Source organism: Planktothrix prolifica NIVA-CYA 540 (assembly GCF_963864145.1).
Taxonomy (GTDB): domain Bacteria; phylum Cyanobacteriota; class Cyanobacteriia; order Cyanobacteriales; family Microcoleaceae; genus Planktothrix; species Planktothrix agardhii.
In genome coordinates this window covers 3,148,320-3,163,614 of sequence record NZ_CAWLTW010000001.1, presented here as the reverse complement: position 1 = coordinate 3,163,614, position 15,295 = coordinate 3,148,320, and the positions used below count along the sequence as shown (strand labels likewise).

Genomic DNA, 15,295 nt, shown 5'->3' with positions numbered 1-15,295 from the left:
GATTCTATTTTCAACTCTCTAATGGCTGATTATTCTGAAACAGCACCCGCTTTAGAGGATTTACAACGAGAGTTTGCAACTAACCTGCTCTATCTTCAAGGTCAATTACCCACGACCGCAACCCCCCAAGAATTATATCAAGCGTTAGCCTATACTATTCGACAGTTTTTAATGCCCTCCTGGGTGAAAACAACTCAAAATTATTCCCAAAATAAAGTTAAACAAATTTGCTATTTTTCTACTGAATATGCTTTAGGATCTCATTTAGCTAATCATTTAGTTAATTGCAATTTATGGGAACCATTCCAAGAATCTTTAAAAGCTTTTAATTTAAACTTACAAGACTTAATTGATCAAGAAATAGAACCCAGTTTAGGCTATGGAAATGTTGCCCAATTACCTATTGATGAATTAGATTCTCTGTCTACCTTGAATCTGCCCGCTATTGCCTATGGAATTCGTTATGAATTTGGTAGTTTTGATCAAGAAATTTATCACGGTTGGCAAGTCGAAAAGATTGATAAATGGTTGCGGTATGGAAATCCCTGGGAAATTGCCCGTCCCGAGGCTACGGTAAATGTGCAGCTAGGGGGTTATACGGAAGCCTATTATGACCAAAAAGAACGCTATCGGGTGCGTTGGATTCCCCAGCGTTGCATCAAAGGAGTTCCATATCATACACCGATTTCCGGTTATCAAAGTCATACTGTTAATACCTTAATATTATGGAAAGCAGAACCGATTGTTTCCTATAATTCTCAAGATTTTAATATTGGCGATTATTACGGAATTGTTCAGGGAAAACCATTCGTTGAATTACTCACAAAAGTATTATATCCCCATGATGAAAAAATTCAACAAAAACAACTGCGTTTAGAACAACAATTCTTTTTTGTCTCCTGTTCTCTCCAAGATATGATTCGGAATCATCTGGCAACTGGAGAAAATTTAGAGACATTTCATCAACACTATTCTATTCAACTCCATGATACGGCTAGTGCGATCGCGATCGCAGAATTAATGCGATTATTTGTTGATGAATATAGCTTAGAATGGGAAAAATCCTGGTCAATTACTAGACAAACCTTTACCTATCTTAACCCAACTTTATTACCGGAAGCTCAGGAAAAATGGTCTGTGGGATTATTAGGAAGTTTATTACCCCGTCACCTAGAAATTATCTATGAAATTAATAATCGATTGTTAATTGGAGTTCGCAGTCAATATCCGGGAGATTTTAATAAATTATCTCGACTTTCTTTGATTGATGAAACAGGAGAAAGATATGTTAGAATGACTCATTTAGCTTGCATTGGAAGTTATGCGATTAATGGAATTTCTCTCTGGCAAACCGAACGTTTAAAACAATCAATTATTCCTGATTTTTATGAATTAACACCGGAAAAATTTAGAGCAATTAGTAGTGGGATTACCCCTCGGCGTTGGTTGGTTTTAGCCAATCCCCCTTTGGCCGAATTAATTACCTATAAAATTGGCAATAGCTGGATTAAAAATTTTGCGGATTTGGAGCGTTTAGAATCAGAATTAGATCAGGTAGAATTTCGTTTAGCTTGGCGAAATATTAAACAGGAAAACAAACGAAAACTGGCTGATTATATTCAGCAGAATTGTGGAATTACGGTAAATCCTGATTCTATTTTTGATATTCAAATTGAACGAATTCAAGAATATAAACGTCAACATTTGAATATTTTAAAAATCATTACCCTCTATAATCGAATTCGGAAAAATCCCGATCAAGATTATGTTCCCCAAACCTTTATTTTTGCAGGGAAAACCGCCCCCGGTTATGTGATGGGGAAATTAATGATTAAATTAATTCATGCGGTGGGTGAAGTGATTAATTCCGATCCGGTGGTTGGCGATCGCTTAAAAGTTGTATTTATTCCGAATGTTAATCAAACTTTAAGTCAATATATCTATCCCGCCGCCGATGTCTCCGAACATTTAGCAATGGCTGGGAAAAAAGCCGGGGGAATTGCAATTTTGAAACCTGCTTTTAATGGAGCCTTAACATTAGGAATTGTAGATGGAGCTAGTGAAGAATTACGCCATGCAGTGGGAGCAGAAAATTTCTTTAATTTTGGATTAAGTTTAGCTGAAATTGAAGTTTTAAAAGCTAAAGGTTATAATCCTTGGAGTTATTATCATGAAAATGAAAGCCTACGAGAAAGTATTGATCAAATAGCGTCGGGTTATTTTTCCCAAGGCGATCCGAATCTGTTTAAAACCTTAATTGATGCCCTATTATATCACGATGAATATATGGTTTTTGCTGACTATAAATCCTATATGGATTGTCAAGATAAAATCAGCCAAACCTATCGAGATTGGGAAACCTGGACGAGAATGTCTATTTTAACTGTCGCCCGTTTAGGTCGTTTTTCCTCTGATGGAATTGTCCAAGCCTATTGTCAAAATGTTTGGAATATTAATCCAGTTTAGGATAATATCAATTTAAGGGCTTGCTAGAGGATATTTTAACAAAGATGAGATTAAGTTAATTTATTGGTCATAAATTATAGGTAATATTTTGTTAAAAATTATTGCAAAAACTTGACTTAACACCGCCTTGAAAACTACTATTGTATATCCTCAGTATTAGGAGGGAAAAATGATTACTTCAGAACCCATCATTTTAAGTTTTAAAAATGTCACCTTCAGCAACGAGCAATTTTATCAACTTTGCCAAGATAATGAAAATTGGCAACTCGAACGAACTGTCAAAGGAGAATTAGTAATTATGCCCCCTGTTGGTGGAGTCAGTGGTAATCGAGAATCAGATTTAAACGGCGAACTTTGGTTTTGGAATCGTCAAACTCAACTAGGGAAAGTTTTTAGTTCTTCTACTATATTTCGCTTACCTAATGGTGGCGATCGCTCTCCTGATGTGGCTTGGGTGGCTAAGGAACGTTGGGAATTACTAACAGCAGAAGAACAAGAAAAATTTCCCCCAATATGTCCTGATTTTGTGATGGAATTGCGTTCTCGCACTGACTCCCTAACCCAACTCCAAGCAAAAATGCAGGAATATCTTAACAGTGGTTTGCGCTTAGGTTGGTTAATTAATCCCCAAGAACAACAAGTAGAAATATATCGTCCTAATCAAGCTCTTGAAATCGTCAAACTACCCACAACTTTATCAGGAGAAAATGTCTTACCAGAATTTATTTTAAACTTACCTATTTTTTGATTGTTTTGCTTATTGACTACCAAATTCACCTTAAAATAACCATAGGAGTCTATTCAAAATGGTTCAATTATTAACTAAAACCTATTCCTTTGAAGAATATTTAGCTTATGACGATGGCACGGATAACAAATATGAATTAGTTAATGGAGAATTAAAACTTATGCCTACTGCCAGTGGTTTTCATGCTTTGATCTTACATTTTATCTTTAAGATTTTAGAACAAGAAATTGACAACCTTAAACAGCAGTGGAAAGTAATGCCTGGTACAGTAGGAGTAAGAACAGCTAAAAAGAAATCAAGGATTCCTGATTTAGTCATTTTGTCAGAAAGTCAATGTCAAGAACTCCGAAAAATGTCCGCCGCCGTTTTAGAAGCACCTCCCCTGTTAGCCGTAGAAATTGTTAGTCCGGGTAATTCTGATGATGATTACCGTTATAAGCGTTCTGAATATGCGGTTAGAGAAATTCCTGAATATTGGATTATTGACCCAAAAACAGAAAAAATCTCGGTTTTATTATTAGTTTCTGGTTTTTATGAAGTTACAGAATTTACAGGTGAACAGGAAATTAAGTCTTTACTTTTTCCTGAATTAAAGTTGACATCTAAACAGGTTTTTCAGGTATAAATTTTGTTATTTATAGCAATTGCCACATCAACCCTATTTCTCCTTATATTTCTATTCAGGTTTAACCCCATGAATTACTTGTAAACTTCCTCCAGCATAAAGTTTAGGGAGATTGACATTAAAGCCAATTTGTGATAATAATTGAACCAAATCTGTTTCTAACAATTGCCAAGCCGTTTCCGTTTCAAATAACCAGAGAAACATGGCTACCCCCGGCCAAAATATCGGATTAGTCGGGGAATGGAAATCAACCAGGGTAAAAATCCCTCCCGGTTTCAGAACGCGGTAAACCTCATTAAGAATTTGCTGCAACTGTTCGGGGTTCATTTCGTGCAGGGCGGCGCTGGTGTGCACCAGGTCAAAGCTGTTATCGGCAAAGGGCATATTTTCCGCAAAGGCTTCAACATATTTTGCTTGAGGAACATTCCTCTGGGCGCGTTTGAGGGACAACGGAGACCCATCTAAGCCCGTGACATCCTGGGAATATTCCACTAACACCGCCGTTGCTTGTCCACTCCCACAGCATAAGTCCAGAACTTTAGTTTCCGGTGTCAGGGTTAACCCCGTTAAGGGTAACTTCCGAAACCGACGTTCACCGCCCACGCTCAAGGCTGCCAGTCGGGAAATGGTATCATAGAGCCATTGATAGCGGTAACTTAAACTTCTGAGAATAGTTGCCATGTTAAGAACAATTTTTATAAATTAAAAGATCGACTAACCCACAAGGACAATATATTGTTAAGATAGTTAACAAATCTTAGGATAGGAAGTATCCGCTATGGGACGAGTCGGAGTCTTACTGCTAAATCTGGGCGGGCCAGAGCAACTGCAAGATGTTCGCCCCTTTTTGTACAATCTATTTTCAGACCCAGAAATTATCCGTTTGCCCTTTGCTTGGATGCAAAAACCTCTGGCTTGGATGATTTCAACTTTGCGCTATCAGAAGTCCCAGGAAAATTATAAGGCGATCGGGGGCGGTTCTCCCCTGCGGCGAATTACGGAAGAACAAGCCATTGCCTTACAAGGGTCTTTACAGGAAAAAGGTCACGATATCCGGGTGTATGTGGGGATGCGCTATTGGAACCCATTTACTGAAGAAGCGGTGGCCAAAATCAAACGGGATCAAATCGAAGAATTAGTTATTTTACCTTTATATCCGCAATTTTCAATTAGTACCAGTGGTTCTAGTTTTCGAGTTTTAGAAAAACTTTGGGAACAAGATCCCAGTTTACAAAAAATTGATTATACAGTAATTCCTTCTTGGTATAATCGTCCAGGTTATTTACAAGCAATGACGGAATTAATTGAGCAGGAAATTGAACATTGTGATCATCCTGAACAGGTGCAAATTTTCTTTAGTGCCCACGGTGTTCCGGTTAGTTATGTCGAAGAAGCTGGAGATCCCTATCGGGATGAAATTGAAGGCTGTACGGCGGCAATTATGCAGACCTTAAACCGTCCTAACCCCCATGTTCTCGCCTATCAAAGTCGAGTTGGCCCGGTGGAATGGTTGAAACCTTATACGGATGAAGTTATTCTTGAATTAGCCAAAGAAGGCGTTAAAGAATTAGTCGTGGTTCCGATTAGTTTTGTATCTGAACATATCGAAACTTTAGAAGAAATTGATATGGAATATCGAGAACTGGCTGAAGAAGCTGGGATTGAAAAATTCAATCGAGTTCCGGCATTAAATACCCATCCGGTGTTTATTAATGATTTAGCAGAAATGGTTATAGAAGCTTTAAATGCTCCTAATATTAAGTTCTCCGATGTCGCACATCCCGGCAAAAAAACCAAGATGTATCCTCAAGAAAGTTGGGAATGGGGACTCACCACCACCGCCGAAGTTTGGAATGGTCGGTTAGCCATGTTAGGAATGATCGGCATATTAATAGAAATTATGACCGGACAAGGCCCCTTACATTTCATTGGGTTGCTGTAAACGGGGTTTGGGCGTTTGGCTGTTGTGGGTTGGCGGTTGATAGTTTATCTATAGCAACCGCCTTAGTTTAAAAATAATCACCATGATCGAGTTCTTGCCTTATCTGATGAAATATCTTGATAGGGCTGTGCGATCGCATTTAGGAATATTATGGGTGAGAATTGAATCTTGTTGCGGAACCCTGCCCTACTTATAGCTTAGATCACGCTTTGGAGAGCATAATGTTAAAAATTAGTGTTGAAAACTTAGGAGACAACTTGAAAGCTCTCTTAGAAAGAGTAGCTCAAGGTGAAGAAATCATCTTAGTTGATGGGAGTAGAGAAGTTGCTAGACTTGTTCCACCAAAAACAAGACAAGAATGGGTATTGCAAAGAAAAAGATTTCGAGACTCTGTACTCTTGACAGGTGAATCGTTGAGGGTGACAATTATTCAAGCCAGAGAAGGAGAACGGTATTGATTTATTTGGATACGAGCGTGTTAGCTGCTTTTTACTGGCCAGAAGCACTCAGCGAAATAATAGACGATTTATTAAACAATGAACCCGAACCCGCATTGAGTCAATTAGTAGAAGTTGAATTATTTTCGGCACTCTCTCGAAGGGTGCGAATGGGAGAGATTTCTCAGGGGGATGCGAGAACAATTTCAGCCCATTTCCAATCGGATTTAGACGATGGTTTTTATCATTATTTAACGGTTGAAACTGTTCATTATAAATTAGCGCGTGATTGGATCAGTAGATTTGATATTCCTTTACGAACTTTGGATGCTTTGCATTTAGCGATCGCATTTTCTTATGAAATTTCTTTAATAACAGCAGATGAAGGTTTAGCTGCGAGTGCCAAGGTATTAGGAGTTCCAGTCCAAATTTTAAGACTTTAGCGCGATCGTTTTTATTGTTTGAATACAGGTTAATAGTAAAAATGCGATCGCTTCAACGATCCTCGCCTTCAAAAATAGCGATCGCCTTTCTAAATCGGAAGGGCGATCGCTTTTAAGAGGGCGGGTTTAGCAAGGTTATTGATAAGAATTGAATATTATTACAGAACCCGCCCCTACAGTTTGTTAAAAAAATGCGATCGCATTTGACAATGATTAACAATTCAACCGTAGGGGGTCTTTAATTATTAGTAATTATCTCCCTAAACCCGCCCAATTCCTTTGGAGTTATTACCTTTGGTTGGAGAATTAATCGCCAAACATTATGCCAGTGGTTAAGATAAGATAAACTCGGATTCGTATTCGAGACAAAAGCTATTAAAACAGGAGTTTTTAATTCATGTGTGGAATTGTTGGTTATATTGGGACTCGAGTTGCCAGTGAAATTCTCATGTCCGGGTTAGAAAAACTAGAATATCGGGGTTATGATTCGGCGGGTTTAGCGACAATTTGGGAAGGGAATATTCATTCTATGAGAGCTAAGGGAAAGCTCCATAACCTCCGGGAAAAATTAGCCCATGTTGAGATGCCCTCTAGTATTGGGATTGGTCATACACGCTGGGCAACCCATGGCAAACCGGAAGAACGGAATGCCCATCCACACCTTGATCCTAAAGAACGGGTAGCCGTTGTCCAAAATGGGATTGTAGAAAATTATCGGGAATTACGAGAAGAATTAAAAGCCAAAGGTTATGAGTTTAAATCCGATACGGATACGGAAGTAATTCCCCATTTGATTGCTGATTTTTTAGCAACTCAAACTTCTGAAAAAATATCTTTTTTAGAGGCTGTGCGTCAAACGGTTAATCGTTTAGAAGGAGCCTTTGCGATCGCGGTTTTATGTGCAGATTCTCCCAATGAATTAATTGTGGCTCGTCAACAAGCTCCTTTATCAATTGGTTTAGGTCAAGGAGAATTTTTCTGTGCATCGGACACCCCGGCTTTAGTTCCCTATACCCAAGCAATTTTAAGTTTAGAAAATGGGGAAATGGCTCGTTTAACGCATTTGGGTGTAGAGGTTTATAGTTTTGCGGGAGAACGTTTACATAAAGTTCCTCGGATTCTTAATTTGAGTCCGACTTTAGTTGAGAAGCACGCTTTTAAACATTTTATGTTAAAGGAAATCCATGAACAACCGGGAGTTGTTCGGGATTGTTTGCAAGCCTATTTAGATCCAGAATTGGAACTAGAACCGGAAAAAACCACTGAAAAATCTAAAGCCAAAAAACGACCTTCACCAATTCATTTAAGTGTTCCTTCAAGCTGGTATCAAGATTTAGAACAAATTGAAATTCTAGCCTGTGGAACCAGTTGGCACGCCAGTTTAGTCGGGAAATATTTGTTAGAACAAATCGCAAATATTCCTACGGTGGTACAGTATGCTTCTGAGGCTCGTTACGCACCAACTCCTCTGCGACCTAATACTTTAACGATTGGGGTTACACAGTCAGGAGAAACGGCTGATACCTTAGCATCTTTGGCAATGGAACAGCAACGGCGGATAAATTCCCCGGCAAAATACGCGCCTAAACTATTAGGAATTACCAACCGTCCTGAAAGTTCTTTAGCCCAATTAGTTCCCCATATTATTGATACCAGAGCCGGAATTGAAATTGGGGTGGCTGCAACCAAAACCTTTGTCGCTCAATTAGTTGCCTTTTATTTATTGGCTTTAGATATTGCTTGGCATCGTCAAAGTTTACCCGAATCTCGGTTACTTGAAATTATCAAGGATTTACGACAACTTCCGGCTCAAATGGAACAGTTGTTACAGGGTCAAGAAAAATATATTGAGGAGTTAGCATCTGATTTTAATGAAACCCAAGATTTTATCTTTTTAGGACGCGGAATTAATTTTCCAATTGCTTTAGAAGGAGCATTAAAATTAAAAGAAATTAGTTACATTCATGCGGAGGGATATCCGGCGGGAGAAATGAAACATGGCCCCATTGCTTTGTTAGATGAAAAAGTGCCCGTAGTGGCGATCGCCATGCCGGGAAATGTGTATGAAAAGGTAATTTCTAATGCTCAAGAAGCTAAGGCGCGAGATGCCCGTTTAATTGGGGTGATACCGATAGAAGAACTCGAAGCCAAGGAAACCTTTGATGATGTTCTAGCTGTTCCAATCGTTGATGAAATTTTATCCCCGATTCTAACCGTAATTCCCCTGCAATTATTAGCTTATTATATTGCAGCCCGACGGGGTTTAGATGTTGATCAACCTCGGAATTTAGCTAAGTCGGTAACGGTTGAATAAGGGTGTAGTGAATCATCTGGGGATGTAAAAACGAAATCAACGGATTGACGGAGACAGGACTTACGCACAAGACCAAAGAAACCGGGTTTCTAGCCCTGATTTTGCGGATGAAATCGGTGATTTCTCGTTCAGAAACCAGGTTTGGTGCGTAAGTCCTATTCCCTATTCCCTATTCCCTCCCCCCGTGCACGGGGGGTTTGGGTTTAATTTAGGAGAATTCTCTCTTGACCATTCTTTTACTATTTTGCTTAAATCCTTCTCGTCTACTCCTCTCATCACCCTCCTTATTGTTGAATAAGATGGCATTCCTTGGCTATAGATATTGAATGTTCTTTTCAGGATAACTTCGTTGGCTTTGACAAAATATTCCATCTCTCGATATCCTTGATGCCCTGACATCACCCCTAAAACTACTACTAATAGCACTTCCCATAAACTATACCTTTTTCCCTGATTTTTTCGGAAATCCTTGACTTCTTTTAAATTTTCTATTAAACTTGTTAGCATCTTTATTTTAGAAAAAAATGGTGATCGCTCTCCATTTTATCAGGTGGCGATCGCTCTTTCTTTACTCTTTTTCACCTGACTTTGAAACAGCCCTGAGGGCTGTTTCATGTTTGAAAATTATAGCCTACTTTTGGGTCATAATTCTCAAACATGATAGCTATTTTCCGAATAATTAATATTTCATATAATTGCTATATTAATATTAATTATAGGAGGTATTATCTAAGCAGCATAAATATTCTTATTCCCTATGGAGTAAGACTTACATTCCCGATTTTTATCTATTTTTCCTAAATTAATTGCTCTATTTTTTCATTTTTAACTTTCGGATTAAGAGATAGCCACTAATTTCTCCCAATGATTTCCTAACCACCTTCTTCCCTCTGTTATTGACAAAAATCCTAAACCTCTGAAAATATTCAATCCTAGGGTGTTGAGCAGTGCCCAATTAGTCGCGGCTTGTACTTGATGAATTTTCATACTATCCTCTTTAAATAACACATCTTTTACCCAATGAACTTGATTCTCAATCCCCCAATGCCCTTTAATTTTTTTGGAAAAAAAATCCGCCTTTTCCCAGATACTACTTATATAATAAACCGTTTCTCTATAAGGCTTTTTTCCTCTGTATCCCCACCTTTCTACCTGAATTATACTTTGAATATGTTCCCAAGGGCTTTCAATTTTTATCGAATTTTTAAACACTGATACCCGACGAGTTATTTCTCGTCCATGACCCCTCTCTTTTTGAGTATCTATACTTTCAGCTTTCGTCGTTTTTGTAATTTTTTCAATTTGATTATACAGTTTGATTTGATTCTTTTTAACCGCGATTAAATAATCGTTTTCACTCTCGATAATCTTTCGGACTGTGGTGACATTACAATGTAACGCATCCGCAGTTATTAACTTTCCTTTTAGACCACATTCTTCTATTATCCCTTGGGCTACAGCTTGTTCTGAACCGGTTTTACTCTCGAACTTTTCCGTCGCTAATACTAATCCGGTTTCTTGACTAAATAGAGATACCATTATTACCATGTTTTGCTGCTGATTGCCTGGGTCTTTTACCGTACTTCTTAAACTTTTTCCATCTATTGCTAATCCCTCTATTCCCGGGGGTTTGGGGGGGCTATTCCCTGTTCCGTACCGCTATATAGTTTTTAACTCAAATCTCTAGTAATATTTTGAAATAGCCAATAATCCTGATATTCTAATAAAATAAACTCCATAGCCTCCTCAAACTTGATCTCTAAATCATAATTTTGAATATCTAGGATCATTTGATAAAACAACTCAAATAAAACTCTATGGTCTGGATTCCAAAGCATTAGTTTTCCATTTTTAGAATGTTGAAGTTTTTCTAGCTCAAATAGACTTTTCTCACCACTAATCGGATAATCACTCTGATCTCGACATAGAATAAATTTAAAATTGGGTTTCAAAACCAATAATTCATTCCAGTTTTTCATCCGATGGAAAAAGGGTGCTCCACCTAAATGTAAAAATCCCACGACAAAACTATGGGTTTGAGTTTGAATAATTAAATGTTCAGGAATGACTCGTTTTCCTAAACGTAAAATATCAAAACTCAAGGGAGAAATCACTAACATTAAGGATTCTAAAATTGTGATTAATTTCCCTAAATCATCGCTATCGGCAAGAATTTTAGGCTTGGATAAATTAGCTTCTAAACAAATTCGTTGCGCCTTTAAATAATTTTTGAGTTGACGTTTAGCCGCAGAATCAAACGAGGGGACAAATCCAAATAATTCCCCATTAAATATTTCTAAATTTTGCTGATTTTTCTCACCAAAAATTTTCGCAATTTGAGTCATTCCCTGTTTCATTTGTTCCAGTTCAATTTCTAACTGTTTTAACCGTCTTTCTACCTCACTTTCATCGGTTTGTAATACTGGAATTAGTTGATGTTTTGGGAGAGGAATTCCATCGACTTTATAGCGGTAATAATCCGCCGCCACATTTAAGACTGTCCGAATAGAAATATGATTTAAAATTGCAGTAATTTCATCCACTTCAAATAAATCATCTAGGGTGACATCTAACCCTTGTAATTTTAAATTCAATAACTGTTTTAACTCTTGATTGGAAGGACGATTAAGAAACACTTGGGACTGGGATACCCGATCAATAATTGACCCATCAAAAACCTGTTTAAATTGTTGCCAGCGATCAGGAAATAGGTTTAAAATAATTAAACTATTCGGAACATGGGTAAAAATCTCTTTAATCGCGGTTCCAAAACAGTGTAATAATCGTTCATTGTGTTTTAATCCTAATCCCTCCAACTGATCAAAAACAATGATTAAAGGTTCATCTAAGAGGGATAAACACCCCAAAACCTTCAATGCTTCTAAAGATGCTTCCTCCCGGCTCAATTCATCTTCCCAGGAGGGTAAACCCACCCGGTCTAATTCTTCTTGGGGGAGATTATTCATTGCTAACCATTGGGTAATAATTTGACGACGGTTAAAGTCGGTATAGCCACAAAATTTCACAATTCCTTGTAAAAATTTAGGGGCGTAACCCGCGGCGGAAAAGTTATTATTCCACCACTCCAAAGCCCGTTTTTCAATATGTTGCCAAAATTCCCGTTTTGTTTTGGTTTCTGCTTGGGATAAGTCGGTAAATAGCTTTAAATTTCCCCCTTGAATCAGTTGTAATATCTTTTCGTCTTTTTGGGTTTTTGAGGTAAAATAGTTATCAGTAGATTTAATAATTTCCGAAAAACTATTAGCCAATAAATACTCAATTTGAGTATGAATACTATTCGGAACAATTTGGATTAAGGATTCTAAAATACGACTATAGGTATGGAATAAAACCGTATCAGGATTATTAGGTTGGCGGATAAATAATAATCTATTTTTAGTTAATAAATCCTTGGCTAATCGCATCATTAGATGGGTTTTTCCTGATCCGGGTTCCCCAATCACAATTGCTCCTTTGGTTTGATGATTGAAGTCTAATTTAATATCCCCTAAAATAGCTTTTAAGCGATCGCATTCTTCGGCAAAAATCCCTCTAAAATCCGGGTGATCCTGAAAGGGAGTATCAACACGACTGTTTCCAAAAGGGTTGGGTTGGGTTTTTAATTCTTTTTTAAGAAATTCATTCACAATATGTTTATAAAGTTGATAGGTAAATGACGCATCATATTTAGCTCTATGGGCAGAATCTTTGATAAAAAATTGACCCTCTAATTTAAGTCTTAGATGTTTACTTAAAGCCTCTAAAGAATGACTATTTAATTGCGGTAAATAGCGTTGAGCTAGTTCAAAACTACACTGAAAATCTAATTGAGGGGCAGAAATTCCCACCGCTTTAAATGAATTTCGCAAGATTTCAATATCATGTTGAGCATAATGACAAATAATAATTTGAGATTGAGCAATTTCCAGAAATTCTGTTAAAAGTAATTTTAACGGTTTAGTCAGATGGGCAATTTTAGGACTTTGGGGATGATTTTCCACAAAGGCTTCATAAATTAATTCTCCTTGATCATTAACAATCGCTAATTCTCTTAAAATCGGTTGTCCTTCCGTATCAATAACAATAAAGTTTTTTTAGTTTTCATAGCAATTAATGAGAATAAATAATCTGTAAACGTAGAATTAAATGATCGAGATCACAAGATCCCCTAGACTGCTCTCACTTGCTTCTATGTTCATTGTCACTCAAATTGAACGTTATCATCACAGAATTTTAGAGATGAGCGTCCCTGATTTAACCGGGAAAATACGGAATAATTAAATTATTGAGTTGATCTCTATTTTTTCAACCGTTAAGGACTTGAAGGGTGATTATGAAAGTTTATCCCAAACCATTGCGCTCTAACCCCTACAATAGTTACCGCGACCCGAAAACGGGACGCTGGTTAGTTGTCAAACCCCTGGAGAATTCGGCTAAAATGGATTAAGTGTAACGTTTTGTAAATCCGTGAGTTAGACTAACAGACGGACTACTAAAACGAACTTAACCCTTTAGACGGCTAATCATTGTGACCCCAAAACGAATTTTAATCTGGTATCGAAACGATTTACGACTACATGACCATCAACCCTTATCCTCAGCATTAAACACTCAAGCACAGATTATTCCTGTGTATTGTTTTGACCCTCGACAGTTTACTCAAACCTCCTATGGATTCCCCAAAACGGGAGCATTTCGCACTCAATTTTTATTGGAAAGCGTTGCGGATTTACGTCAATCTTTCAGAAAGTTAGGAAGTGATTTAATCCTTCGTCTAGGGAAGCCAGAAATAATTATTCCTGAATTAGTTAAAATCCTCAATATTGATGCAGTCTATTATTATCAAGAAGCCACTTCCGAGGAATTAAGCATAGAACAAAATTTAAAAACTGCCTTAGCTGCTTTAGGAGTTGTGGTTAAATCCTATTGGGGTGCAACACTTTATTCTATAACAGATTTACCCTTTTCTATTCCTCAACTTCCAGAAATTTTTACTCAATTTAGAAAGCAAGTTGAATCTCAATCAATTATCAATAGTCTTTTTACTTCTCCTAAACAATTACCCCATTTACCTGAAATAGAAACAGGAAACTTACCCAATATTCAAGATTTAGGTTTAGAAACACCTGTTTTTGATTCTCGGTCAGTGATGAAATTTCAAGGTGGAGAAACCGCAGGATTAGACCGTTTAAAAAATTATATTTGGGAACAGGATTGTCTCAAAAATTATAAAGAAACCCGCAATGGAATGTTAGGAGCAAATTATTCTTCTAAGTTTTCCCCATGGTTAGCATTAGGTTGTTTGTCTCCCCGACTAATTTATAATACAGTTCAAACCTACGAAAAAGAACGGGTAAAAAACGATTCAACTTACTGGTTAATTTTTGAATTATTATGGCGAGATTATTTTAAATTTATTGCTTTAAAACATGGGAATAAAATATTTTATCCCCAGGGTCTACAAGGAATTTCTATTCCTTGGAAAGACAATCCAAAACAGTTTGAACAATGGCAACGGGGAATCACAGGTTTTCCCTTAGTAGATGCGAATATGCGGGAATTATTAACAACAGGATTTATGTCAAACCGAGGGCGGCAAAATGTAGCCAGTTTCCTCACCAAAAATTTAGGAATTAATTGGCAAAGAGGGGCAGAATGGTTTGAATCTTTGTTAATTGATTATGATGTGTGTAGCAATTGGGGTAACTGGAATTATAACGCTGGAGTGGGAAATGATGCCAGAGGATTTCGCTATTTTAATATTCTCAAACAATCCCAAGATTATGACCCCAATGGGGATTATATTAAACATTGGCTGCCGGAATTAAAGGATTTACCCCCGTCAAAAGTTCATCAACCTTGGAAATTATTGCCCGTTGAACAAAAACGCTTTAGGGTAATTTTAGGCGTTGACTATCCTCAACCCATGGTTGATTTAGAACAATCGGTTAAAGTGAATCAATTGATTTATGAAACTGCGGTTAGAAAAAACTTAGGTTAGCTGAATTTTATAGCAGGGAACAGCCCCCCCAACCCCCCGTGCACGGGGGGCTAGGGGGGGGAGGGAACGCCGGATCAGGGAACAGCCCCCCCAACCCCCCGTGCACGGCAGGCTAGGGGGGGGAGGGAACACCGGGGGAAATCACTTCACCGTCTGGGTTCCAAGATCCGTCTGGTGTCCTAACTGCCTTGGCGGTTGCTATAACTGGGTAACGGATATTTTTGCGATTGATTAATTCTTCTCCGTTGCTAATTGTTTTTGACAAAATTTATAGGCAGAATAGGCTAAAGTTACCACCCCCATAATAATTGCCGATTCA

Annotated in this window: 10 protein-coding genes and 2 pseudogenes; 8 read left to right on the top strand and 4 right to left on the bottom strand. The window is 37.7% G+C overall.

Translation table 11 applies throughout. The features are described 5' to 3' along the window. The first annotated feature begins 21 nt into the window (after window positions 1-21). The 3 genes from glgP (at window position 22) to AC559H_RS14050 (ending at window position 3,839) form a co-directional block, all read left to right on the top strand. The gene (gene glgP, locus AC559H_RS14060; RefSeq protein ID WP_237745581.1) at window positions 22-2,466 is read left to right on the top strand and encodes a glycogen/starch/alpha-glucan family phosphorylase; all 2,445 of its coding nucleotides are present in this window, start codon (window positions 22-24) and stop codon (window positions 2,464-2,466) included. Between the two features lie 169 nt (window positions 2,467-2,635). Then, window positions 2,636-3,214: a Uma2 family endonuclease gene (locus AC559H_RS14055; RefSeq protein ID WP_026785631.1), complete on the top strand. Its 579-nt coding sequence runs from the start codon at window positions 2,636-2,638 to the stop codon at window positions 3,212-3,214. A gap of 58 nt (window positions 3,215-3,272) precedes the next feature. Then, on the top strand, window positions 3,273-3,839 hold the full coding sequence (locus tag AC559H_RS14050) for a Uma2 family endonuclease (RefSeq protein ID WP_026796087.1): 567 nt from the start codon (window positions 3,273-3,275) through the stop codon (window positions 3,837-3,839). A 51-nt stretch (window positions 3,840-3,890) separates the two neighbouring features. On the opposite strand, the gene AC559H_RS14045 is transcribed toward AC559H_RS14050, so the two are convergent. Next, a complete protein-coding gene (locus AC559H_RS14045; RefSeq protein WP_026796088.1) occupies window positions 3,891-4,520 on the bottom strand; it encodes a class I SAM-dependent methyltransferase in 630 nt (209 codons plus the stop codon). A gap of 97 nt (window positions 4,521-4,617) precedes the next feature. Here AC559H_RS14045 and hemH point away from each other — a divergent pair, with 97 nt between their 5' ends. The 4 genes from hemH to glmS all read left to right on the top strand — a co-directional run bounded on the left by hemH (window position 4,618) and on the right by glmS (window position 8,975). Next, window positions 4,618-5,781: a ferrochelatase gene (gene hemH / locus AC559H_RS14040; RefSeq protein WP_026785634.1), complete on the top strand. Its 1,164-nt coding sequence runs from the start codon at window positions 4,618-4,620 to the stop codon at window positions 5,779-5,781. Window positions 5,782-6,002: 221 nt separating this feature from the next. Then, window positions 6,003-6,239 (top strand): type II toxin-antitoxin system Phd/YefM family antitoxin, encoded by a 237-nt coding sequence (locus AC559H_RS14035; RefSeq protein ID WP_026796089.1) that lies wholly within the window; start codon window positions 6,003-6,005, stop codon window positions 6,237-6,239. Then, window positions 6,236-6,661, top strand: a complete 426-nt coding sequence (locus AC559H_RS14030; protein ID WP_026796090.1) for a PIN domain-containing protein — start codon at window positions 6,236-6,238, stop codon at window positions 6,659-6,661. The genes AC559H_RS14035 and AC559H_RS14030 overlap by 4 nt, the downstream gene beginning before the upstream one ends. A 397-nt stretch (window positions 6,662-7,058) precedes the next feature. Beyond that, on the top strand, window positions 7,059-8,975 hold the full coding sequence (gene glmS, locus AC559H_RS14025) for a glutamine--fructose-6-phosphate transaminase (isomerizing) (protein WP_026796091.1): 1,917 nt from the start codon (window positions 7,059-7,061) through the stop codon (window positions 8,973-8,975). Between the two features lie 204 nt (window positions 8,976-9,179). Here glmS and AC559H_RS14020 read toward each other — a convergent pair. The 3 genes and pseudogenes from AC559H_RS14020 to AC559H_RS14010 all read right to left on the bottom strand — a co-directional run. After that, window positions 9,180-9,482: pseudogene (locus tag AC559H_RS14020) on the bottom strand (transposase family protein); the annotation flags it as partial. Window positions 9,483-9,812: 330 nt separating this feature from the next. Next, window positions 9,813-10,610: pseudogene (locus AC559H_RS14015) on the bottom strand (ISAs1-like element ISPlr1 family transposase); the annotation flags it as partial. 35 nt (window positions 10,611-10,645) lie between these two features. After that, a complete protein-coding gene (locus AC559H_RS14010) occupies window positions 10,646-13,015 on the bottom strand; it encodes a 3'-5' exonuclease (RefSeq protein WP_499007577.1) in 2,370 nt (789 codons plus the stop codon). A 488-nt stretch (window positions 13,016-13,503) separates the two neighbouring features. Between AC559H_RS14010 and AC559H_RS14005 the strand changes: the two genes are divergently transcribed. Next, entirely contained in the window at window positions 13,504-14,976 is a 1,473-nt protein-coding gene (locus AC559H_RS14005) for a DASH family cryptochrome (RefSeq protein WP_026796093.1), read from the top strand. The last annotated feature ends 319 nt before the right edge of the window (window positions 14,977-15,295 follow it).